At 64.4% G+C, this 25671-nt stretch carries 25 protein-coding genes and 1 pseudogene; 6 read left to right on the top strand and 20 right to left on the bottom strand.

The window, feature by feature from the left end:
* Positions 1–8 precede the first annotated feature (8 nt).
* From DBO85_RS16880 to ubiE, 9 genes are all read right to left on the bottom strand, one after another.
* Positions 9–716, bottom strand: coding sequence for a 16S rRNA (uracil(1498)-N(3))-methyltransferase (locus DBO85_RS16880; RefSeq protein WP_108108613.1), 708 nt, complete (start codon positions 714–716; stop codon positions 9–11).
* A complete protein-coding gene (gene tatC / locus DBO85_RS16875) occupies positions 713–1513 on the bottom strand; it encodes a twin-arginine translocase subunit TatC (RefSeq protein ID WP_108108611.1) in 801 nt (266 codons plus the stop codon). Before tatC ends, DBO85_RS16880 begins: the two co-directional genes overlap by 4 nt.
* Positions 1510–1854, bottom strand: a complete 345-nt coding sequence (gene tatB / locus DBO85_RS16870; protein WP_108108610.1) for a Sec-independent protein translocase protein TatB — start codon at positions 1852–1854, stop codon at positions 1510–1512. The genes tatC and tatB overlap by 4 nt, the downstream gene beginning before the upstream one ends.
* A gap of 12 nt (positions 1855–1866) precedes the next feature.
* On the bottom strand, positions 1867–2094 hold the full coding sequence (gene tatA, locus DBO85_RS16865; RefSeq protein WP_108108609.1) for a twin-arginine translocase TatA/TatE family subunit: 228 nt from the start codon (positions 2092–2094) through the stop codon (positions 1867–1869).
* A gap of 27 nt (positions 2095–2121) precedes the next feature.
* Positions 2122–2454, bottom strand: a complete 333-nt coding sequence (locus tag DBO85_RS16860; RefSeq protein WP_108108607.1) for a phosphoribosyl-ATP diphosphatase — start codon at positions 2452–2454, stop codon at positions 2122–2124.
* Positions 2447–2848, bottom strand: coding sequence for a phosphoribosyl-AMP cyclohydrolase (hisI, locus tag DBO85_RS16855; RefSeq protein WP_108108605.1), 402 nt, complete (start codon positions 2846–2848; stop codon positions 2447–2449). The genes DBO85_RS16860 and hisI overlap by 8 nt, the downstream gene beginning before the upstream one ends.
* A 76-nt stretch (positions 2849–2924) precedes the next feature.
* On the bottom strand, positions 2925–4535 hold the full coding sequence (gene ubiB / locus DBO85_RS16850; RefSeq protein ID WP_108108604.1) for a ubiquinone biosynthesis regulatory protein kinase UbiB: 1611 nt from the start codon (positions 4533–4535) through the stop codon (positions 2925–2927).
* Positions 4532–5155 (bottom strand): ubiquinone biosynthesis accessory factor UbiJ, encoded by a 624-nt coding sequence (locus DBO85_RS16845; protein ID WP_108108602.1) that lies wholly within the window; start codon positions 5153–5155, stop codon positions 4532–4534. The genes ubiB and DBO85_RS16845 overlap by 4 nt, the downstream gene beginning before the upstream one ends.
* Positions 5155–5925, bottom strand: a complete 771-nt coding sequence (gene ubiE, locus DBO85_RS16840; RefSeq protein WP_108108600.1) for a bifunctional demethylmenaquinone methyltransferase/2-methoxy-6-polyprenyl-1,4-benzoquinol methylase UbiE — start codon at positions 5923–5925, stop codon at positions 5155–5157. The genes DBO85_RS16845 and ubiE overlap by 1 nt, the downstream gene beginning before the upstream one ends.
* A 170-nt stretch (positions 5926–6095) precedes the next feature.
* Here ubiE and DBO85_RS16835 point away from each other — a divergent pair, with 170 nt between their 5' ends.
* The 3 genes and pseudogenes from DBO85_RS16835 to DBO85_RS16825 all read left to right on the top strand — a co-directional run.
* Positions 6096–6374 (top strand): polyhydroxyalkanoic acid system family protein, encoded by a 279-nt coding sequence (locus tag DBO85_RS16835; RefSeq protein ID WP_108108598.1) that lies wholly within the window; start codon positions 6096–6098, stop codon positions 6372–6374.
* 104 nt (positions 6375–6478) lie between these two features.
* Positions 6479–6901: a phasin family protein gene (locus tag DBO85_RS16830; RefSeq protein ID WP_108108596.1), complete on the top strand. Its 423-nt coding sequence runs from the start codon at positions 6479–6481 to the stop codon at positions 6899–6901.
* An 11-nt stretch (positions 6902–6912) separates the two neighbouring features.
* Positions 6913–7662, top strand: a pseudogene (locus tag DBO85_RS16825) (phasin family protein); the annotation flags it as partial.
* A gap of 145 nt (positions 7663–7807) precedes the next feature.
* Here DBO85_RS16825 and DBO85_RS16820 read toward each other — a convergent pair.
* The 10 genes from DBO85_RS16820 to DBO85_RS16775 all read right to left on the bottom strand — a co-directional run bounded on the left by DBO85_RS16820 (position 7808) and on the right by DBO85_RS16775 (position 20445).
* Complete coding sequence (locus DBO85_RS16820; protein WP_108108592.1) at positions 7808–8422, bottom strand: TetR/AcrR family transcriptional regulator; 615 nt, start codon at positions 8420–8422, stop codon at positions 7808–7810.
* A gap of 36 nt (positions 8423–8458) precedes the next feature.
* The gene (locus tag DBO85_RS16815; protein ID WP_158268905.1) at positions 8459–10111 is read right to left on the bottom strand and encodes a PHA/PHB synthase family protein; all 1653 of its coding nucleotides are present in this window, start codon (positions 10109–10111) and stop codon (positions 8459–8461) included.
* A 91-nt stretch (positions 10112–10202) separates the two neighbouring features.
* A complete protein-coding gene (phaZ, locus tag DBO85_RS16810; protein ID WP_108108588.1) occupies positions 10203–11060 on the bottom strand; it encodes a poly(3-hydroxyalkanoate) depolymerase in 858 nt (285 codons plus the stop codon).
* Between the two features lie 108 nt (positions 11061–11168).
* Complete coding sequence (phaC, locus tag DBO85_RS16805) at positions 11169–12848, bottom strand: class II poly(R)-hydroxyalkanoic acid synthase (protein WP_108108586.1); 1680 nt, start codon at positions 12846–12848, stop codon at positions 11169–11171.
* A 314-nt stretch (positions 12849–13162) separates the two neighbouring features.
* Complete coding sequence (locus DBO85_RS16800) at positions 13163–13537, bottom strand: gamma-butyrobetaine hydroxylase-like domain-containing protein (RefSeq protein WP_108108584.1); 375 nt, start codon at positions 13535–13537, stop codon at positions 13163–13165.
* A gap of 49 nt (positions 13538–13586) precedes the next feature.
* Positions 13587–14924 carry an ATP-dependent protease ATPase subunit HslU gene (hslU, locus tag DBO85_RS16795; RefSeq protein WP_108108582.1) on the bottom strand — a complete coding sequence of 446 codons (1338 nt, stop codon included), beginning with the start codon at positions 14922–14924 and terminating at the stop codon, positions 13587–13589.
* Between the two features lie 62 nt (positions 14925–14986).
* On the bottom strand, positions 14987–15523 hold the full coding sequence (hslV, locus tag DBO85_RS16790; protein WP_108108580.1) for an ATP-dependent protease subunit HslV: 537 nt from the start codon (positions 15521–15523) through the stop codon (positions 14987–14989).
* A 146-nt stretch (positions 15524–15669) separates the two neighbouring features.
* A complete protein-coding gene (locus DBO85_RS16785; RefSeq protein ID WP_108108578.1) occupies positions 15670–16332 on the bottom strand; it encodes an SPOR domain-containing protein in 663 nt (220 codons plus the stop codon).
* 6 nt (positions 16333–16338) lie between these two features.
* Positions 16339–18078: an arginine--tRNA ligase gene (gene argS / locus DBO85_RS16780; protein WP_108108577.1), complete on the bottom strand. Its 1740-nt coding sequence runs from the start codon at positions 18076–18078 to the stop codon at positions 16339–16341.
* A 147-nt stretch (positions 18079–18225) separates the two neighbouring features.
* Positions 18226–20445, bottom strand: coding sequence for a primosomal protein N' (locus tag DBO85_RS16775; protein ID WP_108108575.1), 2220 nt, complete (start codon positions 20443–20445; stop codon positions 18226–18228).
* A 187-nt stretch (positions 20446–20632) separates the two neighbouring features.
* On the opposite strand from DBO85_RS16775, the gene rpmE reads away from it, so the two are divergent.
* From rpmE to DBO85_RS16760, 3 genes are all read left to right on the top strand, one after another.
* The gene (gene rpmE / locus DBO85_RS16770) at positions 20633–20845 is read left to right on the top strand and encodes a 50S ribosomal protein L31 (RefSeq protein WP_108108573.1); all 213 of its coding nucleotides are present in this window, start codon (positions 20633–20635) and stop codon (positions 20843–20845) included.
* A 130-nt stretch (positions 20846–20975) separates the two neighbouring features.
* On the top strand, positions 20976–21662 hold the full coding sequence (locus DBO85_RS16765) for a thermonuclease family protein (protein ID WP_456107131.1): 687 nt from the start codon (positions 20976–20978) through the stop codon (positions 21660–21662).
* 109 nt (positions 21663–21771) lie between these two features.
* Positions 21772–23040 carry a malic enzyme-like NAD(P)-binding protein gene (locus DBO85_RS16760; RefSeq protein WP_108108569.1) on the top strand — a complete coding sequence of 423 codons (1269 nt, stop codon included), beginning with the start codon at positions 21772–21774 and terminating at the stop codon, positions 23038–23040.
* A 134-nt stretch (positions 23041–23174) separates the two neighbouring features.
* Here the strand turns inward: DBO85_RS16760 and DBO85_RS16755 are convergent, their stop codons facing one another.
* The gene (locus DBO85_RS16755) at positions 23175–25571 is read right to left on the bottom strand and encodes a penicillin-binding protein 1A (protein ID WP_108108567.1); all 2397 of its coding nucleotides are present in this window, start codon (positions 25569–25571) and stop codon (positions 23175–23177) included.
* Between the last annotated feature and the right edge of the window lie 100 nt (positions 25572–25671).

Below are 25671 nucleotides of genomic sequence, written 5' to 3'. Positions count from 1 at the left end.
AGCGGGCCTCAGAACAGTCGTGCGAGCAACGCCGGGACTGCCGTTTCCACCCGCAGGATGCGCTCGCCGAGCTGCACCGGCGTCAGCCCGGCGGCCTGCAGCATCTCGACCTCGTAGGGTATCCAGCCGCCCTCCGGGCCGATGGCCAGGGTCACCCGGCCTTCGATGGCGCGGGGGCAGGGCGGAAACGGGCCGGGGTGCGCCACCAGTGCGGTGGTGCCTGCGGCGAGTTGTGGCAGGCGATCCTCGACGAAGGGCTTGAAGCGCTTTTCGACCGTCACGTGCGGCAGGTGCGTATCGCGTGACTGTTCCAAACCGAGGATCAGCTGCTCACGAATCTTTTCCGGCGCCAGGAAGGGGGTCTGCCAGAAGCTCTTTTCCACCCGGAAGCTGTTGATCAGAACCAGGTGTTCGACGCCCATGGCGGCGACCGTCTGCAGAATGCGCTTGAGCATCTTCGGCCGCGGTACGGCGAGCAGCAGGGTGAGCGGCAGCTTGGCCGGTGGGGGTTGGTCCAGCTCGATGGTCAGCTCTGCTTCGCCTGCTTCCAGGCGCAGCAGGATGGCGCGGCCCATCAGGCCGTCGAGGCGACCGACACGCAGCTGATCACCCACCGCCGCACGATGTACCTCGTGCAGATGGGTGAGGCGGCGGCCACGCAACAGCGCCCGGTCCGCGGCAACGAAGTCGTCCTCTTCGAGTAGCAGCAGGTTCACGGATTTGCAGCGGGGGGCTGGTCGTGATCTTCGTCGGTGTCGCCACGGAAGTTCTCTTCGGCGTCGTCACGCTTGCTGACCATGCTGCCGAACAGCAGGCCCGCTTCGAACAGCAGCCACATCGGCAGTGCCAGCAGCGTCTGCGAGAAGATGTCTGGCGGGGTCAGAACCATCCCGACAACAAAGCAGCCGACCACTACATAGGGGCGGCTGCGTCGCAGCGAGGTGACGTCGGCGATGCCGACCCAGATCAGCAGGAAGGTCGCCACCGGTATCTCGAAAGCCACGCCGAAGGCGAAGAACAGGGTCAGGACGAAATCCAGGTACTGGCCGATATCGGTCATCATCGCCACGCCTTCCGGCGTCACGCTGGCGAAGAAGCCGAACATGATCGGGAAGACCACGAAATAGGCGAACGCCATGCCGGCATAGAACAGCAAGATGCTGGAGATCAGCAGCGGTACGGCAATGCGCTTCTCGTGCTTGTACAGGCCCGGCGCGATGAAGCCCCAGATCTGCTGCAGCACCACCGGCATGGCGAGGAATAGCGCTATCACCAGAGTCAGCTTGAACGGCGTCAGGAACGGCGAAGCGACGCCCGTGGCGATCATGGTCGCGCCTTCCGGCAGATAGGCGCGCAATGGCGCCGCGACCAGCGCGTAGATGTCCTGGGCGAAGTAGAACAGCACGCCAAAGATCAGCAGCACCGCCACCACACAGCGCAGTACTCGGTTGCGCAGTTCGGTCAGGTGCGCAACCAGGGGCATTTCGCGGTCGTGCTGGGTACTGTCGGTCATGGTTTGGCGGGTGGATCCTGGGAGGACTGCTCGGCGCTCGCGGCGGGCGCTGCCGGGGCAGCGTCCTCAGCGCGGGGGGGCGCTTCGGCGAGCTTGTCGTCGAGCAGATTGCGGTTCATTTCCCGCTCCAGCTCGAGAATGCGCTCATTGTGCAGCTGGCGGCGGATTTCGTCGGCGCCGATCTCGCGCTCGACCTCTGCCTTGATCGCGCCGACGCTGCGCTTGAGCCGGCCGATCCACAGGCCGGCGGTACGCGCAGCGACGGGCAGGCGCTCGGGGCCGAGCACCAGCAGGGCAACCAGGCCGACCAACAGCAGCTCGGTGAAGCCGACATCGAACATGGCTGGGCGCTCTTAGTCCTTGCGGCTCGGTTCTTCGACCTTGCGCGCCTGGGCGTCGATGGTCTGACCTTTATCGTCTTCCACCGGCGGTTTTTCTTCGCTGTTCACCGACTTGCGGAAACCGCGGATGGCATCACCCAGATCGGAGCCGATGTTGCGCAGGCGCTTGGTGCCGAACAGCATGACGACGATGAGGAGGATGATCAGGAGTTGCCAGATGCTTATGCCGCCGATACCCATGGAAGTTCTCCGCGAAAGTGAAAAGTGTCAGTTGCTCGGGCGTGCGGCTTTTTCCGCATGCCCGGAGAGGCCGAAGCGTCGCTCCAGTTCGTCCAGCACCGCCTGCGGATGCTGGCCGAGCGCGGCGAGCATGACCAGGCTGTGGAACCAGAGGTCGGCAGTCTCGTAGATCAGGTCGCTGCAGTCGCCGCTGACTGCGGCATCCTTGGCGGCGAGGATGGTTTCCACCGACTCCTCACCGACCTTTTCCAGAATCTTGTTCAGGCCCTTGTGATAGAGGCTGGCGACATAGGAGCTGTCTGCCGCCGCGCCCTTGCGCGACTCGAGCACTTCGGCCAGGCGGGTGAGGGTGTCACTCATGGCTGTGGCCCTTGTGGTAGATGGCGTCGGGGTCCTTGATGACCGCATCGACGGTTTTCCAGTTGCCGTTATCAAAGACCCGATAGAAGCAGCTTTGCCGGCCGGTGTGACAGGCGATACCGCCAAGCTGCTCGACCTGCAGGGTGACGACGTCGGCGTCGCAGTCCAGACGCAATTCATGCAGCTTCTGTACGTGGCCGGACTCCTCGCCCTTGCGCCAGAGTCTGCCACGCGAACGTGACCAGTAGATGGCACGGCCTTCGGCGACGGTCAGCGCCAGCGCTTCGCGGTTCATCCAGGCCATCATCAGGATGCGCCCGGTTTGGTGATCCTGGGCGATGGCAGGGACCAGCCCGTCGGCGTCCCAGTGAATTTCGTCAAGCCAGTCGGTCATGCTCTGTGTTCCGGCCCCGTGGGCTCTCGTTACTTGGCGCGCGTTCGCGCAGTGTGCCAGCCGCGCCCGGCACTGGCTATCGGCGGATGACCAGGTACAGACCGGCGCCACCCATCAGCCAGGCGGGCCAGGCGACCAGGGTCAGCGGGGCCGCGGCGCTGGCGATCAGCACCGCGCCGCCGGTCAGCAGCCCGGCACCGAGCAGGCGCAGCACGCGGCCGTCCTGTCGCTCGCGCCACGGTGGCGGCGCGTTTTCATGGTGCGGCTGGGCCATGCGCTCGAGCAGCTCGCGAGTCATGCCGGCCAGGTGCGGCAATTGTTCGACCTGGGTCTGCATGCTCTGCAGCAGATTCTTCGGGCTATGCCGCTCGCGCATCCAGCGCTCCAGGTATGGCAGCGCGGTGCTCCACAGATCGAGGTCCGGATACAGCTGGCGACCCAGCCCTTCGATGTTGAGCAGGGTCTTCTGCAACAGCACCAGTTGCGGCTGGACTTCCATGTTGAAGCGCCGTGCAGTCTGAAACAGGCGCAGCAGCAACTGGCCGAAGGAGATGTCCTTCAAGGGCTTGTCGAAGATCGGCTCGCAGACGGTGCGGATCGCTGCCTCGAACTCGTTGACCTTGGTTTCCGCCGGCACCCAGCCGGAGTCGATGTGCAGCTGGGCGACCTTGCGGTAGTCGCGCTTGAAGAAGGCCATCACGTTGCGCGCCAGGTAGTCCTGGTCTTCCGGTGTCAGGCTGCCGACGATGCCGCAATCGATGGCGATGTACTGCGGGTTCCAGGGTTGGCGGGTGCTGACGAAGATGTTGCCGGGGTGCATGTCGGCGTGGAAGAAGCTGTCGCGGAACACCTGGGTGAAGAAGATCTCCACGCCGCGTTCGGCCAGAAGCTTCATGTCGGTACGCTGATCGGCCAGTGCGTCCAGGTCGGTTACCGGGATGCCATAGATGCGCTCGCTGACCAGTACCTGGGGGCGGCACCAGTCCCAGTACACCTGGGGCACGTAGAGCAGCGGCGAGTCCTCGAAATTGCGTCGCAGCTGGCTGGTGTTGGCTGCTTCGCGCAGCAGGTCCAACTCATCGAAGATGGTCTTCTCGTAGTCGCCGACCACCTCTACCGGACGCAGGCGGCGGGCATCGGCCGAGGCCTTCTCGGCGATCCGCGCGAGCAGGAACAGCCAGGCCAGATCCTGGCGAATGATCGGTTTCAAACCCGGGCGGATCACCTTGACCACCACTTCCTCACCGCTTTTCAGTCGCGCGGCGTGGACCTGGGCAATCGAGGCCGACGCCAGGGCCTGCTGGTCGAAACGGGTGAACACCTGCTCAAGCTTGAGGCCCAGCTGTTCCTCGATCAGGGCAACGGCAATGGCGGGCTCGAAGGGCGGCACCTGGTCCTGGAGGAAGGCCAGCTCGTCGGCGATGTCCGGCGGCAGCAGGTCGCGACGGGTGGACAGCAACTGGCCGAACTTGATGAAGATCGGCCCCAGGTCCTGTAGCGCCAGGCGCAGGCGTTCGCCGCGGGTCAGTGCCAGCTCGCGCCGTGGCAGCCAGCGCCACGGCATCAGCAGGCGCAGCGCGCGCAGCCACCAGGGCAGCATGGGCAGAGCGAAGACCAGATCGTCGAGGCGGTAGCGAATGACTACGCGCTGGATGTGGAAGAGGCGGCGGATGGCGAGCAGCTTCATGCGTTTTCGCTTGTATCGGGTTTGCGGGCTAGGCGCTCGGTGCGGGCTTCGAGGCGATCCAGGCGGAGCTTGAGGGCATCCATTTCGGCGAAGCGGGCTTCGGCTTCGCGGCGGCCGACCAGGCTACGCGACTCCTCGCCGAGGTAGTCGGCAAGATCCAGGCGCAGGCTGTCGAGACTGCGCCGGGTCCAGCGTGCGCCGCCGCGCAGGTTGCTGCCGAGCAGGCCGGCCGCGACCGGGCCGAGCCAGCGGCTGAGCTCGTATTCCCAGTCGAGGTCGAGATCCTGCAGTACGCCGGCCAGGCTCAGCAGCACGTCGGCATTGCCGAGCAACTGCACCTCGGGCTCGTGCAGAACGGCAGTCTTCTGCGTGCTCAGGGCGAGCCGCAGAAGACTCGACGCCGGCGCGCGCAGGCGACAGTCCGGCTCGGCCTGCCACTCCTGCGCCAGCCGCAGGCCCTGGGCATCGGGCAGCAGGAACAGCTGCAGCGCCGGCGCCGGGCACTCGATCAGGATGACCTTGCCGGCCAGCGGTGCCAGGCGCGGCAACGCCGTGCTGTCGAGGCGCAGCACGCGGTTGATGCCGTGCTCGGCGGCTGCCAGTAGCGCCAGGCTCAGCATCAGGGCTTGATGCCGCGGTGCAGGGCGACGATGCCGCCAGTCATGTTGTGGTAGGTCACGCGCTCGAAGCCGGCGTCCAGCATCATCGCCTTGAGCGTGTCCTGGTCGGGATGCATGCGGATCGATTCGGCCAGGTAGCGGTAGCTTTCCGAGTCGTTGGTGACCAGCTTGCCCATCATCGGCAGCAGGGTGAAGGAGTAGACATCGTAAGCCTTGGACAGCACCGCGCTGCGCGGCTTGGAGAACTCCAGCACCAGCAGTCGCCCGCCGGGCTTGAGCACCCGCAGCATCGAGCGCAGGGCGTCTTCCTTGTGCGTCACGTTGCGCAGGCCGAAGGCGATGGTGACCACATCGAAATGGTTGTCCGGGAAGGGCAGCTTCTCGGCATCGGCCTGGACGAAGCGCACGTTGCCGGCGGTGCCCTTGTCGAGCAGGCGGTCGCGGCCGACCTGCAGCATCGAGGCGTTGATGTCGGCCAGCACCACTTCACCCTGGGGGCCGACCAGGCGCGAGAACTGACGGGTCAGGTCGCCGGTGCCGCCGGCGATGTCGAGCACCCGGTTGCCGTTGCGCACGCCGGACAGCTCGATGGTGAAGCGTTTCCACAGGCGATGAATGCCGGCGGACATCAGGTCGTTCATCAGGTCGTATTTGGCGGCAACCGAGTGGAAGACCTCGGCGACCTTTTCCGCCTTCTTGCTCTCCGGCACGCTCTGGTAGCCGAAGTGGGTGATGGGATCGGCATCGCTGCCCTTGCGAGGATCATTCATGTCGCTGTCACCAGAGTCAGAGTGCCGGGCATTCTAAACCCAAAAAGCGGCCGCCGGCTGCTGCCCGCGCCGCGCGCGTGAAAAGCTTGACCCTGCGCAAGTCGGTGTCGGCGCGACGCCCGGATGTTCTTGATATAGTCGCGCGACATCAGGTCGCAGAGGGCAGACGCATGACCCGCATCACCATCGAACGTTCCCACAACCTCGGCATCGAGGAGGCCCGCCAGCGTGCCCAGGTGCTGGCTGATCGCCTCTCCAGTCAGTACGACGTGCGCTGCAGCTGGAATGGCGATTGCCTGGAGTTCAAGCGCAGCGGCGCGGATGGTCGCATCGAGGTCGGTGATGACAGCGTACGTGTCGAGCTCAAGCTGGGGCTGCTGCTCTCCGCGTTGGGCAGCACGATCCGTCGCGAGATCGAGAACACCCTGGACAAATCGCTGCAGGCCTGAAGTTTTTTCGCACATTAGTATGTGCTTTCTAATTTATCTCACTAGGTTTGCGCTCAAGCCTGTCACTCGATGGGCGTCCATTCCGAATCCAAGTGAGGTCCATCATGTCCAAGGCAGCCGTCAAGGAAACCGTAGAAACCACCAGCAACCTGCTCGGTGAAGCCCGTCACTACAGCCGCCAGATCTGGCTCGCAGGCCTGGGTGCCTATGCCAAGGCGGGTCAGGAAGGCCTCGACTACATCAAGGGTCTGGTTCAGGCCGGTGAGGAACTCGAAGGCAAGGGCAAGGATCTGATCAGCGATCAGCTGGACGCCGCCAACGGCAAGCTGGCTCCGGTCAAGGACCGCTTCGAAGGCGTGAAAGGCAAGGTCGAGGAGCGCTTCGAGAAGATCCAGGGTGCGTTCGATGAGCGTGTTGCCCGGGCTCTCAATCGCATGGGTATTCCCTCGCGTCAGGACGTTGATGCACTCTCTGCTAAGCTCGACGTGCTGAACGCGATGCTGGCAAGTGCGGACAAGACAAAATAAAGGAGACTGGGATGGCAGGTAAGAAGAAGGTAGAGAAAGAAGGCAACTCCTGGGTCAGCGATATCGAGAAGTACTCTCGGCAGATCTGGCTGGCTGGTCTGGGTGCCTATTCCAAGGTCAGCAAGGACGGCGAGAAGCTGTTCGACGCGCTGGTCGCGGATGGTCAGAAGGCCGAGAAAATGGTCAAGACCGGGGTCGACAAGCAGGTCGATGCCGTCAAGTCGACAACCAAGTCCGCTCGTTCCAAGGTCGATGAAGTACGTGGTCTTGCCCTGGGCAAGTGGAACGAACTGGAAGAAGCCTTCGACAAGCGCCTCAACCATGCCATCTCGCGTCTGGGCGTGCCCAGCCGTCTTGAGGTCAAGGAGCTCAACGCCAAGATCGAGGCGCTGACCGCCAAGCTGGAAAAGGTGACTGGCGTTTCGGCGAAGACCGTTGCACCGGCTGCCAAGCCTCTGGCCAAGGCCGCTCCGAAGCCTGCGGCCAAGCCGCTGGCAAAGGCAGCAGCCAAGCCCGCGGCGAAAGCGGTCAAGGCTGTGGCCAAGCCGGCAGCCAAGGCAGCCGCCAAGCCGGCGGCGAAGACCGTAGCCAAGGCAGCGCCGAAGCCTGCGGCCAAGCCGGCAGCAAAACCGGTCGCCAAAAAGGCTCCGGCGAAGAAGCCGGCGGCACCCAAGGCGGCAGCCAAGCCTGCAGCAGCCAAGCCGGCTGCAGCAGCGCCTGCTCCCGCAGCTACCCCGGCAGCCACGCCGGCAGCGAGCACCACTCCGACCTCCCAGGCCTGAGTAGCGCTGAGCAACACCCAACGCCCGGCCTAGTGCCGGGCGTTTTCATTGGTGTGTAGGTGGGCTCATGAAGCAGGACGCGATGTGCGAGTGATAGCGCAGAATGCTGCGCCGAAGCAGGCGCTCAGGCCTGCAGGTATTTCTGCACCAGCTGCTCGGTTGCCGGGCGCAGTGATTCCTGCAGGTGCGGCGTCACCAGCATCATGATCTGGTAGACCACCAGGCGCACTTCGCCGGGGCTGCCGAGGATGCGCTGATAATCCAGCGAGTAGATCAGTGTCAGGCAGATCTGCTCGACCAGTTGCCCCAGCGCCAGCGTGTCGCTACGAAGCTGCCCCTGTGCCTTGAGTTGCGCGAGCATCGCTGCCAGCGTCCGCTTGAGCTGGTTCAGCCACAGGCGGACACCGCGGGCCAGCTTCGGCATGCCGTGCGCGAGGTTGCCGAGGTCCTGGAACAGGAAACGATATTGCGCGAGGCGTTCGGCAAGCAGGTTGAGGAACAGCCAGTAGTCGTCGATTTCCAGGCGCAGATCCATGGGCGGATCGAGCAGTGGTTCGAGCTCCGCGCGGAAACGCTCGAACAGCTCGAGAATGATCGGTTCCTTGCCGTGGAAGTGGTAGTAGAGGTTGCCCGGACTGATCCCCAGCTCGGTGGCGATCTCCAGGGTCGAGACGTTCGACTCGCCCTTGGCGTTGAACAGCGCCAGGGCACACTCGAGAATTCGCTCGCGGGTCTTCATGCGCTTTTCCCTTGTCCAGCACTGTGCTGATCCGGTTCAGGCCTGGTGTACATAGCTGCCAGGGGCCGGTTCGATGATCGGGTACTCGCAGTTGCCGGCACTCGGCGCGGCTGCGATCAGCTCACCCGAGCGCTCCTGCAGCCAGGCCGTCCAGCGTGGCCACCAGCTGCCTTCGCCGCGCAGTGCAGCGGACTGCCAGCGATCTGCCGGTTGGCCGTCAAGCGGGCCCTCCAGATAGCCGGCCCTGGGTGTGCCTGGGGGGCTGAGAATCGCCTGGATATGCCCGCCGTTGGCCAGCACGAACTGGCAGCGGCCGCCAAGTACCTGCATCGAGCGGTACACGCCGAGCCAGGGGGTGATGTGATCGCTGATGCCGGCGACGGCGAAGCTGTCGACGTCCAGCCGGGCGAAATCCACCTGCGCGCCGCAGACTTCCGGGGGCAGGCTGGCGGCCTGATGTTCATGCTGGATCAGTTCGAGCAACTGGCCGTGCAGGACGGCGGGAAGACGGGTGTTGTCGGCGTTCCAGTAGAGTACGTCGAAGGCCTGCGGGCTCTCGCCGAGCAGGTAGTTGTGCGTCCAGTAGTGCCAGATCAGGTCGCGCGAACGCAGCCAGGCGAACAGCCGGGCCAGCTCGTGACCGTGCAACACTCCTTGTCGCAGCGATTGCAGTCGGGCTCGCTCGCGCTTGCGTGGGTCGACAAAGAGTAGTGCCGGCTGGTCGCTGCGACAGTCCAGCGGCGTGACCAGGTAGGTCGAGCTGGCGATCTGCTGCAGGCGCTCCCGCCTGGCCAGCTCGTTCAGCAGCAGGGCGTTGGTCAGGCCACCGAGGCAGGCACCGGCCAGATTCAGCGAGTCGCTGCCGCTGATCGACAGACAGGCGTCGAGCGCCTCGACCAGCCCCTCGACGTACTCCGAGAAGCCCCAGTGGCGGTGGCGTGAATCCGGATTGCGCCAGCTGACCATGAACACGGCGAACCCGGCGTCGAGCGCATGTCGCACCAGGCTGCGCTGCGGATCCAGATCGAAGATGTAGAAGCGATTGATCTGCGGCGGCACGATCAGTAGCGGGCGCTGGTAGTGCTGCACGCCGCTGGGGCAATACTGGATCAGCTCGAGCATCTCGCTGCGAAAAACCACCTCGCCGGGCGAGGCGGCCAGGTTGCGCCCCACTTCAAAGGCGCTGCGGTCGACGTGGGTAGGCAGTCCGCGATTGTGCAGCAGGTCATTGCGCAGGTTGGCCAGGCCCTGGAGCAGGCTGGCGCCACGGCTGTCGCGCAGGCGCTGCAGCGCCTGCGGATGGAGTGGGCTGTTGCTCGGCGCCAGCGCGTCGCCGAGCTGGTCGGCGAGAAAGCGCAGACGCTCGCGGTCGTGCTCTGTGATCTGGCTGCTGTTGATCCACTCGTGCAGGTGACGTCCGCCGGCCAGCCAGGCCTGCAACGCTCGACGGCGCAGCGGATGGGTCTGCCATTGCGGATCGCTGAAGCGGCGGTCGTTCGGCATCGGTACCGGCTGTTCGCCGAGCGCCACGCTGCCCAGGGTGCGCGCCAGGTTCAGGGCATGGGCGGCGGCACCAAGCGGGTCGCGCAGCAGGCTGGCGGCGACTCTGAGGGGCAGGCAGGGCGAGGCGGCGGGTTCGGCCTCGTGAGCGGGCTGCTCGGCGATGGGCGATGCGAAGGGCTCGCGCATCTTGGAAAAACACTCCTTTGTCTTGGCGGCGTTCATTGCAGACGACTTTGGTACAGGCGCGACGGGCGGCGGTCAAGCGCCGCGCGTGCAATCAGTGACCGCGTGCCGGTCCTTGTTGCGGATGCATCACCGCGGGCTGCCGCTCTTCCTGCAGGAATCGCATGATGATGGGAGCGACCGCCTCGGCGCGGGTCACCAGGAACAGATGGCCATCATCGATCACATGCAGCTCCGAGTTGGGAATGCGCCAGGCGAGCAGGCGCATGTTGACCAGCGGGATGATCGGGTCGTCGTCGCCGGCCAGCACCAGGGTCGGCTGGCGAATGCGGTGCAGCCAGTGGATGCTGGTCCAACCCATGCCGGCGAACAGCTGCCAGTAGTAACCGAGCTTGCCGGAAGAGCGCACCTTCGCCGCATGTGCAGTCGCCAGGTTGGGGTCTCGGCGAAAGGATCCGCCGTAGATATCCGGCGCGATCTTCACGCCGTACGAAGGCTGGATGTAGCGGCGCGGGCTGGCCATGCGCCAGAGTACCTTGGGTTTGCCGGGAATCATCGCCGCGCCGGCGGAGGTGGCAGCGAGAATCAGCTTCTTGCAGCGCTCGGGGTGATCGTGGGCGAACTGCTGTGCCAGGGCGCCGCCCCAGGAAACGCCGATGGCGTTGACCTGGCCGTAGTCGAGGTAGTCGAGCATGCGCGCGGCGAGCTTGGACAGTCCGCTGAAGCGGTATGGCCGCGAGGGGGTGGACGATCCGCCAACCCCGGGTACGTCGAAGGCGATCACTTCCAGGTCCGGGTCAAGGGCGCGGACGAAGGGCAGTACCAGTTCGAGGTTGGCGCCAATGCCGTTGAAGATCAGCAGAGGCGTGAGATGCGACTTGCCCGGGCGCACGGCGGTGCGCAGCGTCTGGCCGTCGATGTCGATGGTGCGAAAGCGGAAGGGTTGCGACATACATCATGCCCCTGTCGGCGAGGCCGTCGGGAGATCCGACGGCGAGCCGCGCGCGGGCAAGCCCGGCGCGGCAGGGAGTGTCCGATAACTGCGGGCGCCCGGCACGCTTCAACGCTCGTGCACATAGGTGCCGGGCGAGGCTTCGGCGGCCGGATAGGCCTTGTTGCCAAGTTTGGTCGGAGTCTTCTTGAGTTCGCCGGAGCGTTCTGCCAGCCACTTCTGCCAGTACAGCCACCAGGAATCGGTGTGCTTGGTGGCGTTCTCCTGCCATTGCAGGGGGTCGTCGCCGAGCTCGCCGTCGGTCATGTAACGCGCCTTGGGGTTGCCCGGCGGGTTGAGGATGCTCTGAATATGGCCGCTGTTGGACAGCACGAACTCGCACTTGCCGCCGAACAGCCGGGCGGAGCGATAGCACGACTGCCAGGGGGTGATGTGGTCGTTGGTGCCGGCCAGGCAGAACAGGTCGCAGGTGACCTGTTTGAGGTCGATCGGCGTGCCGCAGACTTCCAATGCGTTCGGCCGGATCAGCGGGTTGGTCTTGAACAGCTCGATCAGGTCGCCGTGGAAGGCGGCGGGCAGGCGCGTGGTGTCGTTGTTCCAGTAGAGGATGTCGAAGATCGGCGGCTCGTTGCCGAGCAAGTAGTTGTTGACCCAGTAGTTCCAGATCAGATCGTTCGGCCGCATCCAGGCGAATACCTTGGCCAGGTCGGCGCCTTCCAGCACGCCGGCCTGGTAGGAACGGCGCTTGGCCGCCTCCAGGGTCTCCTCGTTGACGAACAGCGAGATCTGGGTGTCGAGCTGGGTGTCCAGCACGCTGACCATCAGGGTCAGTGCGTTGACCTTGTTTTCGCCGCGGGCGGCATAGTGCCCGAGCAGGGCCGCGGTGGTGATGCCGCCGGAACAGGCGCCGAGCATGTTGATGTCGTCGCTGCCGGTGATCGCCAGGATGACGTCGATGGCTTCCTTGAGCGCCTCGATGTAACTCGACAGGCCCCATTCGCGCTGGGCCTTGGTCGGGTTACGCCAGCTGATGATGAAGGTCTGGATGCCGTTGCGCAGGCAGAAGCGCGCCAGGCTCTTCTCCGGCGACAGGTCAAAGACATAGAACTTGTTGATCTGCGGTGGCACCACCAGCAACGGACGGCCGTGTACCTGTTCGGTGACCGGGCGGTACTGGATCAGCTCGAGCATGTCGTTGCGGAATACCACCGCGCCTTCGGTCGTGGCCAGGCTCTTGCCGACCTCGAAGGCGTCCATGTTCACCTGGCTCGGCATTCCACCGTTTTCCACCAGGTCCTTGGCCAGGTGCGACAGGCCGTCGAGCAGGCTCTGGCCGCCGGTTTCGAAGAAGCGCTTGAGCGCCGCCGGGTTGCTCAGGTTGTTGCTGGGCGACATCGCTTCGGTCAGCAGGTTGACCACGAAGTGGCCACGGCTGATGTCATCGGCGGCCAGATTGCTGTGCTCGACCCACTCGTGCAGCTCCTTGCGCCAGGCCAGGTAGGTCTGCAGGTAGCGGCGATAGAGCGGGTTCTTGCTCCAGGTCGGGTCGGTGAAACGCTTGTCTTCCGGCTCCGGCGCCAGCGAGGAGCGGCCAAGCAGCACGCGCCCCAGTTCGAGGCCCAGCTGGGCACTGTGGCGGGCACTGTGCAGCGGTTGGCGTAGGGTCTGGGTGAGGATCATGCGTGCGGAGGAGAGAATGTCCTTGCTGCGCAGACCGATGACGGGATTCAGGGCGAGGGTGTTTTCCGAGGCCTGACGCTTGAGGTCGTCGATGTTCTTGTCGCTCATGAGGTTGCTCCATTCTCGCCAGCTCCCGTATGCGGGGAAGGCATGGCGTCCGTCGCGCGTGCCGGGCGCGGTCCTGAGAAAGCGGCTGCTGGTGGCGCGAGGATAGCTTCGCTTGTTGTTCTTGTTTGCGTCTTGGCGCAGTCATCTTGCAGCAGTGGTGAGCTTTCGTGCGGACAAAAGCGTTAAAGCTGCAGGTGCATTGGTTACCGGAGTTTTCCTGTCGGCGCAAGCTGGATTCGGCGTAAAGGCGCGACGGGATATACCCGGGCAGAGCGCGTGCTAGAGCTGACTGGCTGGTCAGGGCGGTGCGCGGCTCAGCCCAGCAGGCGAATGACCGATTCGTCGGGGTCGCGGGATTTGCCGGCGGCGGCGAGCGCTTCGAGATATTGCTGCCACAGCTCGCCCTGGCGTTGCGCCAGTTGGTGCAGGTAGTCCCAGGTGTACAGGCCGCTGTCGTGACCGTCGTCGAAGGTCAGCTTCAGGGCATAGTTGCCGGAGGGCTCGACGCCGACCAGCGCCACATTCTGCTTGCCGTGTTGGAGTATCGGTCGGCCGTGACCCTGAACCTCCGCAGAGGGTGAATGCACACGCAGAAATTCCGCGCTCAGGCTGTAGCGCTCGTCGGGAGCGTATTCCAGTTGCAGGGTTCGCGCGGCCTTCTGCAGCTTTATCGAGGTGGGGATGCGCATGCGCGGGCTCCGCAGGTACCGCCATCAGCTGGCGGTACCTGCACAGGGGTCAGAGGATGTAGCGCGACAGGTCTTCGTCCTGGGCCAGCTCGCCGAGATGCTGATTGACGTAGTCGGCATCGATGCGAATCGCTCCCTGCTGCTGGCCGGCCAGATCGCCAGCGCTGAAGGAAACCTCCTCGAGCAGCCGCTCAAGCAGCGTATGCAGCCTTCGCGCGCCGATGTTCTCGGTCTTCTCGTTGACCTGCCAGGCGATCTGCGCCAGGCGCTCGATGCCGTCCTCGGCGAACTCGATGGCTAGCCCCTCGGTCTTCAGCAGCTCGCGATACTGCTCGGTGAGGGAGGCGTGCGGCTCGGTGAGGATGCGCTTGAAGTCATCCGGCGTCAGCGCCTTGAGCTCGACACGAATCGGCAGGCGTCCCTGCAGTTCCGGTACCAGGTCGCTCGGCTTGGACAGGTGAAAGGCGCCCGAGGCGATGAACAGGATGTGGTCGGTCTTGACCATGCCCAGCTTGGTGTTGACGGTGCAGCCCTCGATCAGCGGCAGCAGGTCGCGCTGCACGCCTTCACGGGAGACGTCGGCACCGCCAACGTTGCCGCGCTTGGCGACCTTGTCGATCTCATCGATGAAGACGATGCCGTTCTGCTCGACCGCCTCCAGCGCGCGCGCCTTGAGTTCCTCCTCGTTGACCAGGCGTGCGGCCTCCTCGTCGCGTACCAGTTTCAGCGCTTCCCTGACCTTCAGCTTGCGGCTCTTGCGCTTGGCCTTGCCCATGCTGGAGAAGAGGTTCTGCAGCTGGCTGGTCATCTCCTCCATGCCGGGAGGAGCCATGATCTCGACGCCCGTCGGAGCATCGGCGACTTCGATCTCGATCTCCTTGTCGTCCAGCTGGCCTTCGCGCAGACGCTTGCGGAACAGCTGGCGGGTATTCGAGTCGCTGCTCGGCGCCGGGTCCTCGTTGAAGCCGGGGCGTGGCGGCGGCAGCAGGGCATCGAGAATGCGCTCCTCGGCGGCGTCCTCGGCGCGGTGGCGGACGTTCTGCATCTCCTGCTCGCGGAGCATTTTGATCGCTGCATCGGCAAGATCACGGATGATCGATTCGACATCGCGGCCGACGTAGCCGACCTCGGTGAACTTGGTCGCCTCGACCTTGATGAAGGGAGCGTTCGCCAGCTTGGCCAGGCGCCGGGCGATCTCGGTCTTGCCGACGCCGGTCGGGCCGATCATTAGGATGTTCTTCGGCGTCACCTCGGTGCGCAGCTCCAGCGGCAGCTGCATGCGCCGCCAGCGGTTGCGCAGGGCGATGGCCACGGCGCGCTTGGCGTCTTCCTGGCCGATGATGTGACGGTTGAGCTCGTGGACGATTTCACGGGGTGTCATGGACATGGCATGCGGACTCTTGGGTGCTCGTGCGCGGCAATGGCGCGCGGGTTGGCCGGCGCTCGGACTCAGATGGCGGAGTCCAGCTCCTCGAGGGTCAGGTTCTGATTGGTGAAGACGCAGATGCTGCCGGCGATGCCCAGCGCGGTTTCCGCGATCTCCCGGGCGGTCAGCGTCTGGTCGCCCTTCTGCAGCAAGGCCATGGCGGCGGCCTGGGCGTAGCCGCCACCTGAGCCCATGGCGATCAGGCCCTGCTCGGGCTCGACCACGTCACCGTTGCCGGTGATGATCAGCGAGGCGTCCTTGTTGGCCACCGCAAGCATGGCCTCCAGGCGACTCAGGGAGCGATCGGTGCGCCAGTCCTTGGCCAGCTCGACGGCGGCCCGTACCAGATGGCCCTGGTGTTTTTCCAGCTGCCCTTCGAAACGTTCGAACAGGGTGAAGGCGTCGGCGGTGGCGCCGGCAAAGCCTGCGATGACCTGGCCGTGGTAGAGGCGCCGGACCTTCTTGGCATTGCCTTTCATGACGGTATTGCCGAGGGAGACCTGGCCGTCGCCGCCCATGACGACTTTGCCGTGACGGCGAACTGAGACGATGGTGGTCAAGGGGCGCACTCCTGCTGGCTGGCATCGGGGGATGCCTGCCTATATGGGGATGCCCGTGGCGAGCTTCAAGCTGCAAGTTTGCTAAAGGCGGTGCGCGCGCTTGATCGACTCACGGCTGCGTCGCCACTGGAATGCTTCCAGTCGGTTCAGGGCACCTGGCGTTGCTGGGGCATCAGGTTGCCAAAGCCGCTGGCGGCCAGCTCCTTCTGCGCTTCGGTGAGTTGCTCGCGGGTGGCGAAAGGTCCGACCAGCACGCGATGCCAGAGTTCTTCGCGCACCTTGCCGGATTCGATGCGAGCGTTCTGGCCGAGCAGGATGATCTGCGCGCGCACCCGGTCCGCCTCGTTGTTCTGGCGGAACGAACCGGCCTGCAGATAGAACTGGGTGGTGCTCTTGGTCACCAGTGGTGGTGGTGCCGGGGTCTTGCCCGCCAGAGCTGCCTCGGCACGTTCGCGGTCGATGCGCGCGGCTTCCTCCGGCGTGACGGGTTTCTGCTCCGGCTGCGTCGGCATCGCGTCTGGCGGGATGATGACCTCCGACTCGGGCAGCAGGGTATAGAACTCGTATTTGGGTCGGGTGGGTTGCGCCGGCTGGTTCGGCTTTGTCTGGGTGGGGGCGGTGCGCTTGGGGTCGGGCTGGGCGCGACGAACGTCTTCGCGACCCGGTTCCAGGCTGGCGAGCATGACCAGAAAGCCGCCGATGACCAGTCCGCAGACCAGCCAGATCCAGCCCGGCACGGGTTTGCGTGCGGGTGCCTGATAACGGCTGGCGCCGCGTTTGGGGGCAGCTTTCTTCTTGGTGGTGGCCATGGTGCCTTACATGCGCTCCAGTGTTTGCAGCCCGAGCAGCTCCAGGCCGCACTTCAGCGTTCTGCCGGTCAGGGCTGCCAGGCGCAGCCGGCTCTGCTGCTGCGCCTCGTTTTCCGCGCCGAGGATCGGGCAGTGCTCGTAGAAGCTGGAAAACAGCCCGGCCAGATCGTACAGGTAGCTGCAGAGTACGTGTGGGACGCCTTTCTCGGCGACATTGCCGAGTACTTCACCGAACTGCGCCAGTCGTGCAGCCAGCGCCTGCTCCTGCTCTGCCTCGATGCGGATGCTGCCACCAATCTCGCCGATTTCCTTGCCCAGCTTGCGAAACACGCTGGCGACGCGGGTGTAGGCGTACAGCAGGTAGGGCGCGGTGTTGCCCTCGAAACTGAGCATCTGCTCGAAGTTGAAGCTGTAGTCGCTGCTGCGGTGCTTGGACAGGTCGGCGTACTTCACCGCGCCTATGCCCACCGCGCGTGCGATCTCGCGAAGTTCGTCTTCGGCAAGAGCCGGGTTCTTGCTCTTGACCAGGCTGTAGGCGCGCTCTTCAGCCTCGTCGAGCAGGTCGATGAGCTTCACGGTGCCGCCGTCGCGGGTCTTGAACGGGCGGCCGTCGGCACCGTTCATGGTGCCGAAGCCCATGTGTTCGAGCTGCATGCCTTCGTGGACGAAGCCGGCGCGGCGGGCCACCTCGAAAGCCATCTGGAAGTGCAGTGCCTGGCGCTGGTCGACGAAATACAGCGCGCGATCGGCATGCAGCTGCTGGCTGCGATAGCGCATGGCGGCCAGGTCGGTGGTCGCATAGAGATAGCCGCCACCGGCCTTCTGTACGATCACCGGCAGCGGGTTGCCCTCGGCGTTCTTGTACTCGTCGAGAAACACGCACTGCGCGCCATTGTCCTCGGTCAGCAGGCCTTTCTCGCGCAGCGCCGCGACTATGTCGGCCAGCTCGGGGTTGTAGGCGCTTTCGCCGCGCACATCGCTCGGGCTGAGGGCGACGCCGAGGCGGTCGTAGACTTCCTGGCAATGCGACAGTGACACCTGATTGAAGCGCTGCCACAGGCGCAGGCAGTCGGCGTCGCCACCTTGTAGCTTCACGACCAGTTCACGGGCGCGGTCGGCGAATTCGGCGGATTCATCGAAGCGCTTCTTGGCTGCGCGGTAAAACTGCTCCAGATCAGCCAGTTCGCTCTCCGCCGAGACCGGACTTTCCTCCAGGTACGCCAGCAGCATGCCGAACTGCGTGCCCCAGTCGCCGACGTGGTTCTGGCGGATCACCTCGTTGCCGAGAAACTCCAGGGTACGTGCCACGGCGTCACCGATGATGGTCGAACGCAGGTGGCCGACGTGCATTTCCTTGGCCAGGTTGGGCGAGGAGAGGTCAACCACCACGCGCTGTGCCGGCGCACGACGCGGAACGCCGAGGTGCTCGTCGGTGAGGGCGGCCTCCAGTCGAGCGGCCAGTGCTTCGCTGTTCTGGAAGAAGTTGAGGAAGCCGGGGCCGGCGATCTCGACCTTGTTGATCTGCTCGTCGAGCGGCAGCACCTCGATCAGCTTCTGCGCCAGGTCGCGGGGCTTCATGCCGGCCGGCTTCGCCAGCATCATGGCGATGTTGCTGGCGAAGTCGCCATGAGCCTTGTCCTTGCAGTTCTCGACCTGAATGTTCGGCGCCAGGCCATCAGGCAGCACGCCATCGGTAGCGAGGCGGCTGAGGGCTTGCTGGATCAACTGGCGGACATGATCTTTCATGGGGTCTGCTCGGGCGGCGGGGCATTGGTCGAAAACCGCGCATTATAAAAGCAGCGGCAAGCTGCAAGCCATAACGGGCGGAAAAAGAACAGCTTTGCCAGGCGCTTGACGGCGTTTGGCCTCCCGCCCGCATGCCGGTCTTGTGGCTTAGAAAAGATCAATCGGGTCGACGTCGAGTGACCAGCGCACCGAGCGCGACCCCGGCATGCCTTCCAGCTGCGGCAGCAGACTTGCCAGCAGCCGGTGCAGGGGCGCGCGGGCACTCGACTGCAGCAACAGTTGCGCACGATGACGGCCGGCGCGGCGTTCCATCGGCGCCGGTACCGGTCCGAGTAGCTCCACGCCTTGCAGGACCAGTTCGGCGCTCAGTTGCTCGGCCAGGCTGCAGGCCTGGTCGAGGAAGGACTCTGCATCGCCGGGGCGGTGGGCATCGGCGCGCAGCAGTGCAAGGTGGCTGAACGGCGGGAGCCCGGCGCTGCGGCGCTCGGCCAGGGCCTGCTCGGCGAAAGCGAAATAGCCCTGTTCGGTGAGCTGGACCAGCAGCGGATGGTCGGCCAGATGGCTCTGGATGATTACCTTGCCCGGCTCGTCGGCGCGGCCCGCGCGGCCGGCGACCTGCACGATCAACTGGGCCATGCGTTCGCTGGCGCGAAAGTCGGCGGAGAACAGTCCGCCATCGGCGTCGAGTACCGCCACCAGCGTCACGCGGGGAAAGTGGTGGCCCTTGGCGAGCATCTGGGTGCCGATCAGCAGGCACGGCTGGCCGCGATTGATGGTTTCGAACAGGCGCTCCATGGCGCCCTTGCGCGCCGTGCTGTCACGGTCGACACGCAATACCGGATAGTCGGGGAATAGGGTGTTCAGGCGCTCTTCGGCGCGCTCGGTGCCGACGCCCACCGGGCGCAGATCGGCAGAGTTGCAGGCAGGGCAGTTCCGCGGCGGCCGTTCGGCGTGGCCGCAGTGGTGGCAGCGCAGTTCATTGCTGCGTTGGTGCAGCGTCATTCGCGCGTCGCAGCGCGGGCACTGGCTCAGCCAGCCGCAGTCGTGACAGAGCAGGCTCGGTGCGAAGCCGCGACGGTTGAGGAAGACCAGTACCTGCTGTCCGGCTTCCAGCGTGCTGGTGATGGCCTGTTGCAGTGGCGGCGAGATGCCCGAGTCGAGCGGTCGGCTACGCACGTCCAGGCGCAGGAAGCGTGGCGGCTGCGCCCCGCCAGCGCGCTGGGTGAGCTTGAGCAGTGCATAGCGACCGGCGTGGGCGTTGTACAGGCTCTCCAACGATGGCGTGGCGGAGCCGAGCAGGATCGGCAGGTTCTCCTGGCGGGCGCGCACCAGCGCCAAATCGCGAGCGTGATAGCGCAGGCCCTCCTGCTGTTTGTAGGACGCGTCGTGCTCCTCGTCGAGGATGATCAGGCCGGGGTTCTTCAGTGGGGTGAACAGTGCCGAGCGGGTGCCGATGACGATGTCGGCTTCGCCCTCGCGGGCCGCCAGCCAGGCATCCAGGCGGTCGCGGTCGCTGACGGCCGAGTGCAATAGCGCGATCCGGGCGTTGAAGCGCCGTTCGAAGCGGCTGAGCGTCTGCGGCCCGAGGTTGATCTCGGGTATCAGCACCAGGACCTGGCGTCCCTGTTGCAGTACCTGATGGATCAGTTGCAGATAGACCTCGGTCTTGCCGCTGCCGGTGACGCCGGCCAGCAGGAATGCCTTGAAACTGCCAAGCCCGGCGCGAATCGCCTGGTAAGCGGCGCTTTGCTCGGGGTTCAGCGGCAGCTCCGGCTGGGCGAGCCAGGGGCCTCGGCGTGCTGCGGGGGCGTGGTGACGGATCTCGAGGGTAGCCAGCCCCTTGTCATGCAGCAGCTTGAGGCTCTCTCGGTTCAGTTGCAGGGTGTCGAGCAGCGCCTGGGCAACGCCGTGGGGGTGCTGGGCGAGGGTGCGCAACGCTTCGCGCTGGCGCGGTGCGCGGGTCAGGCGCGGATCGTCCGGGCTGGCGCTGGTGGCTGCGTGCCAGAAGCGCTCCTGCCGCGCCTGTGCTGGCTCGCCCTGGCGCAGAAGCACCGGCAGGGCCCAGCTAAGGGTGTCGCCGAGGCTGTGCTGGTAATACTGGGCTGTCCACAGGCACAGCCGGAACAGCGCGGGCGGTAGCAGTGGCTCGCGATCCAGCAGTTCCAGGGCGGGCTTCAGGCGTTCTGCGGGCACTTCGCTGTGTTCGCTGAGTTCGATCAGCACACCGACCAGTTGGCGGTTGCCGAAAGGCACGCGCAATCGCACGCCTGGCTGCAGCGCGGCGAGCGGTACGCCAACGGGAGCGAGGTAGTCGAATAGCCGGCGAAGCGGCGAGGGCAGGGCGAGGCGCAGGATCGGAGCGGGCACGCGGATATCCCGGCGATGACGAAGGCGGGGATCTTAGCAGGGGTGCGGCAGATAGTTGTTGCGCCGTCGGTCCCCGGCCCCTGAAGGACGACTTGCATGAAGGAAACTCTCTGGTATCATCGCCGGCCTATTTTCGTGCGGTGCCTGGCATCAGCCCGGTGGCGGCACACCTACCGAGGAAACAGCAATGAAAGCCGATATCCATCCCGCGTATGTAGAAGTGACTGCTACCTGCAGTTGCGGCAACGTCATCAAGACTCGCTCGACTCTGGGCAAGGATCTGAGCATCGACGTCTGCTCCGAGTGCCACCCCTTCTACACCGGCAAGCAGAAGGTGCTCGACACCGGCGGCCGTATCGATCGCTTCAAGCAGCGTTTTGGTGTGTTCGGCGCCAAGTAAGAGCTGGCCAGGCGCACGCCTCATGGGCTGCTCCCGGTATATGAAAAAGGCGTCCCGCACGGGCGCCTTTTTTATTGCGCTTTTTTCGACGCTGTTGGCGCAGGCTTGCCCGGCCCCGGGTGTCACACGCATGGTGACGGTGGCGCGGGTGGTGGATGGCGATACGTTGCGCCTGACCGATGGGCGCAGCCTGCGGTTGATCGGCATCAATGCTCCCGAGCTCGATCCGCGCAGGCGTAACGGTCCTGAACCCTTTGCCCAGGCTGCGCGCAAGCATCTGCAGCAACTGGTTGCGGCGAGCGGTGGGCGTATCGCGATCTACCCGGCGCGGCCGGAGAAGGATCGCTATGGTCGGTCGCTGGTGCATCTGTTTGATGCTCAGGGCAGCAATCTCGAGGCGCAGCTGCTGGCAGCGGGGTTGGGGTACTTCGTTGCGTTTGCCCCGGCCTCGCCGATCGCCTCCTGCCAGCAGGCCAGCGAGCGCGCTGCGCGACATGCGTCCGCGGGGCTCTGGGCTGGTGCCGTGGTGCGCGCGGTCGATGATCTGCGTGATCCGGGGTTTGCAGTGCTACGCGGTGAGCTCACCTCGGTTGAGGACAATGCCGGCGGAACCTGGCTGGCGGTAGACGGCGGGCTGGTGCTGCGAGTCGCTCCTTCGGAGCGGGCGTCCTTCGCATCCCTGCTGGCAGGCGCGGTGCCCGGTCGGCGACTCGAGGCTCGGGGCTGGGTAGTCGAGCGGCGTTCCGGGTCTGGGAAAGGGCGTGCGCGCTGGTTGCTGACGTTGTCGGGCCCTCTGATGCTGGAGTGGCTGGACTGAGCGGCGCGCCCCGCCCCGCCCCGGCTGCTCTGGCCCGCCGCTTGTTCGGCAGTGCCATCTTGAGTATCCTCGGGCGCTTGCCTGTCAACGGAAGAAGCGGAACGCAAAAATGTCTGATCTGAAAACTGCCGCGCTCGAATACCATGCCAAGCCCCGTCCGGGGAAAATCAGCGTAGAGCTGACCAAGCCCACTGCCACCGCCCGCGATCTGTCGCTGGCCTACAGTCCGGGTGTTGCCGAGCCGGTGCGTGAGATCGCCCGTGACCCGGAACTGGCCTACGCCTACACCGCCAAGGGTAATCTGGTCGCAGTCATTTCCGACGGCACCGCCATCCTCGGGCTGGGTGACCTTGGGCCGCTGGCTTCCAAGCCGGTCATGGAAGGCAAAGGTGTGCTGTTCAAGCGCTTTGCCGGTATCGACGTATTCGACATCGAAGTCGACTCCGAGAGCCCGCAGGCGTTCATCGATACCGTCAAGCGCATTTCCATCACCTTTGGCGGTATCAACCTTGAAGACATCAAGGCGCCCGAATGTTTCGAGATCGAGCGCGCTCTGATCGAGCTGTGCGATATCCCGGTCTTCCATGATGACCAGCACGGCACCGCGATCGTGACTGCTGCGGGCATGCTCAACGCTCTGGAGATCGCCGGCAAGACGCTGCCGGAAGCCAAGATCGTATGCCTGGGTGCCGGCGCTGCTGCCATCTCCTGCATGAAGCTGCTGGTCAGCATGGGCGCGAAGATCGAGAACATCTTCATGCTCGATCGCAAGGGCGTGATCCACTCCGGCCGCGATGATCTCAATCAGTACAAGGCGGTCTTCGCTCATGAAACCGAGCGTCGCACCCTGTCCGATGCCCTCGACGGCGCAGACGTTTTCGTCGGCCTGTCTGGCGCGAACCTGCTGCAGCCCGAAGATCTCAAGCGCATGGCGGCCAACCCGATCGTGTTCGCCTGCTCGAACCCGGATCCGGAGATCAGTCCAGCGCTTGCCCACGCCACGCGTTCCGACGTGATCATGGCTACCGGCCGTTCCGACTACCCCAACCAGGTCAACAACGTCCTCGGCTTCCCCTTCATCTTCCGCGGTGCGCTGGATGTTCGCGCGACCCGCATCAACGAAGAAATGAAGATTGCCGCGGCCTTGGCCCTGCGCGATCTGGCTAAGTTGCCGGTGCCCCAGGAAGTCTGCGATGCCTACGGCGGTATCAGTCTGGAGTTCGGTCGCGAGTACATCATTCCGAAGCCGATGGACGCACGCCTGATCACGCTGATCTCGGATGCGGTGGCCAAGGCTGCGATCGAAAGTGGTGTGGCGACGCTGCCTTACCCGGCGAACTATCCGCTCAAGTCTGTGGATGACGTGTTCCCGAAGTGATCTTCAGCCAATAAAAAACCCGCTTCGGCGGGTTTTTTTGTGTCTGCGGTGCCGAGATCCTCGGCTGGCGCACTGTTGACCTGAGGCCACCTTTCAATCTTTCCATTTGGCGGGCAGTGCTGCGGGCATGCAGCTCAGAACAGGTCGATGGGGGCGCCCTCGTCGAAAGGCAGTGGGCTGCCGGGTATGCCGTAACCCTGTTCGAACTCGCTCATTGGTGGTGGCGAATCTTCGCTCTTGAAGACTTCGAAGTAGGCGCCCGGTGTGTCGGGCGTGGCAAGTCGACCACTGAGTGGGTCGATCCGCAGCGTGACGATGCCCTTGGGCTCGGGAGGCAGATACTCGGGCTTGTCTTTCAGCGCTGCGCCCATGTAACTCATCCAAATCGGCAGGGCGACGGTGCCGCCATATTCGTTGCGCCCAAGACTCTCCGGCTGGTCGAAGCCCGCCCAGACGGTGGTGACGTAATCTCCGTTATAGCCGGAGAACCAGCTGTCCTTGGATTCATTGGTGGTGCCGGTCTTGCCTGCCAGGTCGGACCTGCCGAGCGCCATGGCTCTGCGCCCGGTGCCCCTGCGGATGACGTCCTGAAGCATGCTGGTCATGATGAAGGCGGTCCGCTCGTCGATGATGCGTGTGGCCTTCGCCGGGGCTTCTACAGGAATTTCTTCTGCGGAATCCGCGGACACGCGCTGCGGTGTTCCTGGAACGCGGGGCGGGTTGGCTTCGAACAGCAGTGTTCCGTCGCGGCTCTCGATGCGCTGCACAAGGTAGGGCTGTATCCGGTAGCCAGTGTTGGCGAACGCGCACCAGCCGCTGGCGATTTCCAGAGGCGTCAGATTCGCCGTGCCGAGTGCGAGCGAGAAATTTGGCGGCAGGTCCTGGCGGTTGAAGCCGAATCGAGTGATATACGCCAGGGCGTTTTCCATGCCCAGTTCCTGAAGCAGTCGAATCGACACCAGGTTGCGCGACTTGTACAGCGCCTCGCGCATCCTGATCGGGCCCAGAAACGTGTTGTTGTCATTCTTCGGGCGCCAGGCCTCACGCATTCCGGCCTCCTGAAAGACGATGGGTGCGTCGTTGACCAGCGAGGCTGCGGTGTAGCCGTTGTCCAGGGCGGCGCTATAGATGAATGGTTTGAAGCTGGAGCCGGGCTGTCGTTTTGCTTGAACCGCGCGGTTGTAGTTGCTTTGTTCGAAGGAAAATCCTCCGACCAGGGCCAGAATCGCGCCATCTCGAGGGTCGAGCGAGACCAGCGCGCTTTGCGCGGCTGGCAGCTGTGCCATGAGTAGCTCCCCTTGCTCGCCTCGCTGAACGCGGATGACGTCGCCAACTGCAAGCACATCTGCAGGCTTTCTTGGTGCGGGGCCCAGGCTGTTGGTGTTAAGGAATGGGCGCGCCCACTTGATCGCGTCCCAGGAGATGGCTTCCTCTGTTCCGCTGCGGGTCAGGACCATAACGCCGCTCTGTTCTACCTGCGACACAACGGCAGGTTCCAGGCCTCCCATTGAGCGCATTTTGACCAGCTCACCAAGCCATGCGTCGCGGGTCATGCCGGGAAGACGGGTTTCCGGTCCCCGGTAGCCATGGCGGCGGTCATAGTCCATAAGGCCCTGGCGAAGGGCCTTGTTGGCGAAATCCTGCAAGTCACTGGGTACCGTGGTGGTGACCCGGTAGCCGGCGGTATAGGCATCGCTGCCGAAACGGCCGACCATCTCTGCGCGAGCCATCTCTGCGATATAGGGAGCTGCGAGTTCCGGAGTGGCTACGTGGTAGCGTGCGTTCACTTCTTCGGCGATCGCTTCGTCGTGGCGGGTTTTGTCGATGTGCCCGAGATGCAGCATGCGGCCGAGAATCCAATCGCGGCGCTCTTTGCTTCTCTGCGGATTGGACAGGGGGTTGAATCGTGATGGGGCCTTGGGCAGGCCTGCGATCATCGCCAGTTCGGCCAATGAAAGATCGTTGATCGACTTTCCGAAGTAGATCTGAGCGGCAGCTTCAATGCCGTAGGCACGGTTTCCCAGGTAGATCTTGTTGACGTAGAGCTCAAGAATCTCGTCCTTGCTGAGCTCCCTTTCTATCTGAAGGGCCAGGAGGATTTCGTTGATCTTGCGCGAAAAGCTGCGCTCGCTGCTTAGGAAGAAGTTCTTGGCGACCTGCATGGTGATGGTGCTGCCGCCAGTCTGGATCTGCCCGGACTTCAATAATTGCGTGGCAGCGCGCATCAGGCTCGATGGGTCGACGCCATAATGATTTGCAAAATTGTCGTCTTCGGCTGAGAGCAGGGCGTGAATGAAGTCTTGCGGAATGTCGGCGAACTGGATCGGGGAGCGACGCATCTCGCCAAATTCTGCTATCAGTTTGCCGTCACTGCTGTATACCCTCAGGGGAATCTGCAATTGCACGTCGCGCAGGGTGTCGACGGAAGGCAGGCCAGGAGCCAGGTACAGAAAGGCGCCACTCAAACTGAGTAGCAGCCCGCAAAATACGGCTAGGCCAGACCAGGCCAGGAACTTCAGCAGGCGCATCAGGATTCGCAGATTTCCAGATAAAAGAATGGGTTAAGAGCAGAATGATGCGAAAAGAGGAAAATCGTTCACATTATAAGCGGAATTTTTGCCAGGAAGCCAT

It is taken from the genome of Pseudomonas mangrovi (assembly GCF_003052585.1).
GTDB classification, from domain to species: domain Bacteria; phylum Pseudomonadota; class Gammaproteobacteria; order Pseudomonadales; family Pseudomonadaceae; genus Aquipseudomonas; species Aquipseudomonas mangrovi.
Note: the sequence above shows the minus strand (reverse complement) of the source record. Positions and strands in the feature narration are given on the sequence as shown.

Coding starts and splice junctions, on each gene's coding strand:
- tatA (WP_108108609.1), bottom strand. CDS start 2,094: ATGGGTATCGGCGGCATAAGCATCTGGCAACTCCTGATCATCCTCCTC.
- tatC (WP_108108611.1), bottom strand. CDS start 1,513: ATGACCGACAGTACCCAGCACGACCGCGAAATGCCCCTGGTTGCGCAC.
- DBO85_RS16860 (WP_108108607.1), bottom strand. CDS start 2,454: ATGAGTGACACCCTCACCCGCCTGGCCGAAGTGCTCGAGTCGCGCAAG.
- phaZ (WP_108108588.1), bottom strand. CDS start 11,060: ATGTCGCAACCCTTCCGCTTTCGCACCATCGACATCGACGGCCAGACG.
- DBO85_RS16765 (WP_456107131.1), top strand. CDS start 20,976: ATGGTGACGGTGGCGCGGGTGGTGGATGGCGATACGTTGCGCCTGACC.
- DBO85_RS16785 (WP_108108578.1), bottom strand. CDS start 16,332: ATGGCCACCACCAAGAAGAAAGCTGCCCCCAAACGCGGCGCCAGCCGT.
- tatB (WP_108108610.1), bottom strand. CDS start 1,854: ATGTTCGATGTCGGCTTCACCGAGCTGCTGTTGGTCGGCCTGGTTGCC.
- DBO85_RS16845 (WP_108108602.1), bottom strand. CDS start 5,155: ATGCTGAGCCTGGCGCTACTGGCAGCCGCCGAGCACGGCATCAACCGC.
- hisI (WP_108108605.1), bottom strand. CDS start 2,848: ATGACCGACTGGCTTGACGAAATTCACTGGGACGCCGACGGGCTGGTC.
- phaC (WP_108108586.1), bottom strand. CDS start 12,848: ATGAGCGACAAGAACATCGACGACCTCAAGCGTCAGGCCTCGGAAAAC.
- argS (WP_108108577.1), bottom strand. CDS start 18,078: ATGAAAGATCATGTCCGCCAGTTGATCCAGCAAGCCCTCAGCCGCCTC.
- DBO85_RS16800 (WP_108108584.1), bottom strand. CDS start 13,537: ATGCGCATCCCCACCTCGATAAAGCTGCAGAAGGCCGCGCGAACCCTG.
- ubiB (WP_108108604.1), bottom strand. CDS start 4,535: ATGAAGCTGCTCGCCATCCGCCGCCTCTTCCACATCCAGCGCGTAGTC.
- DBO85_RS16835 (WP_108108598.1), top strand. CDS start 6,096: ATGACCCGCATCACCATCGAACGTTCCCACAACCTCGGCATCGAGGAG.
- ubiE (WP_108108600.1), bottom strand. CDS start 5,925: ATGAATGATCCTCGCAAGGGCAGCGATGCCGATCCCATCACCCACTTC.
- DBO85_RS16815 (WP_158268905.1), bottom strand. CDS start 10,111: ATGCGCGAGCCCTTCGCATCGCCCATCGCCGAGCAGCCCGCTCACGAG.
- DBO85_RS16760 (WP_108108569.1), top strand. CDS start 21,772: ATGTCTGATCTGAAAACTGCCGCGCTCGAATACCATGCCAAGCCCCGT.
- rpmE (WP_108108573.1), top strand. CDS start 20,633: ATGAAAGCCGATATCCATCCCGCGTATGTAGAAGTGACTGCTACCTGC.
- DBO85_RS16830 (WP_108108596.1), top strand. CDS start 6,479: ATGTCCAAGGCAGCCGTCAAGGAAACCGTAGAAACCACCAGCAACCTG.
- DBO85_RS16820 (WP_108108592.1), bottom strand. CDS start 8,422: ATGAAGACCCGCGAGCGAATTCTCGAGTGTGCCCTGGCGCTGTTCAAC.
- hslU (WP_108108582.1), bottom strand. CDS start 14,924: ATGTCCATGACACCCCGTGAAATCGTCCACGAGCTCAACCGTCACATC.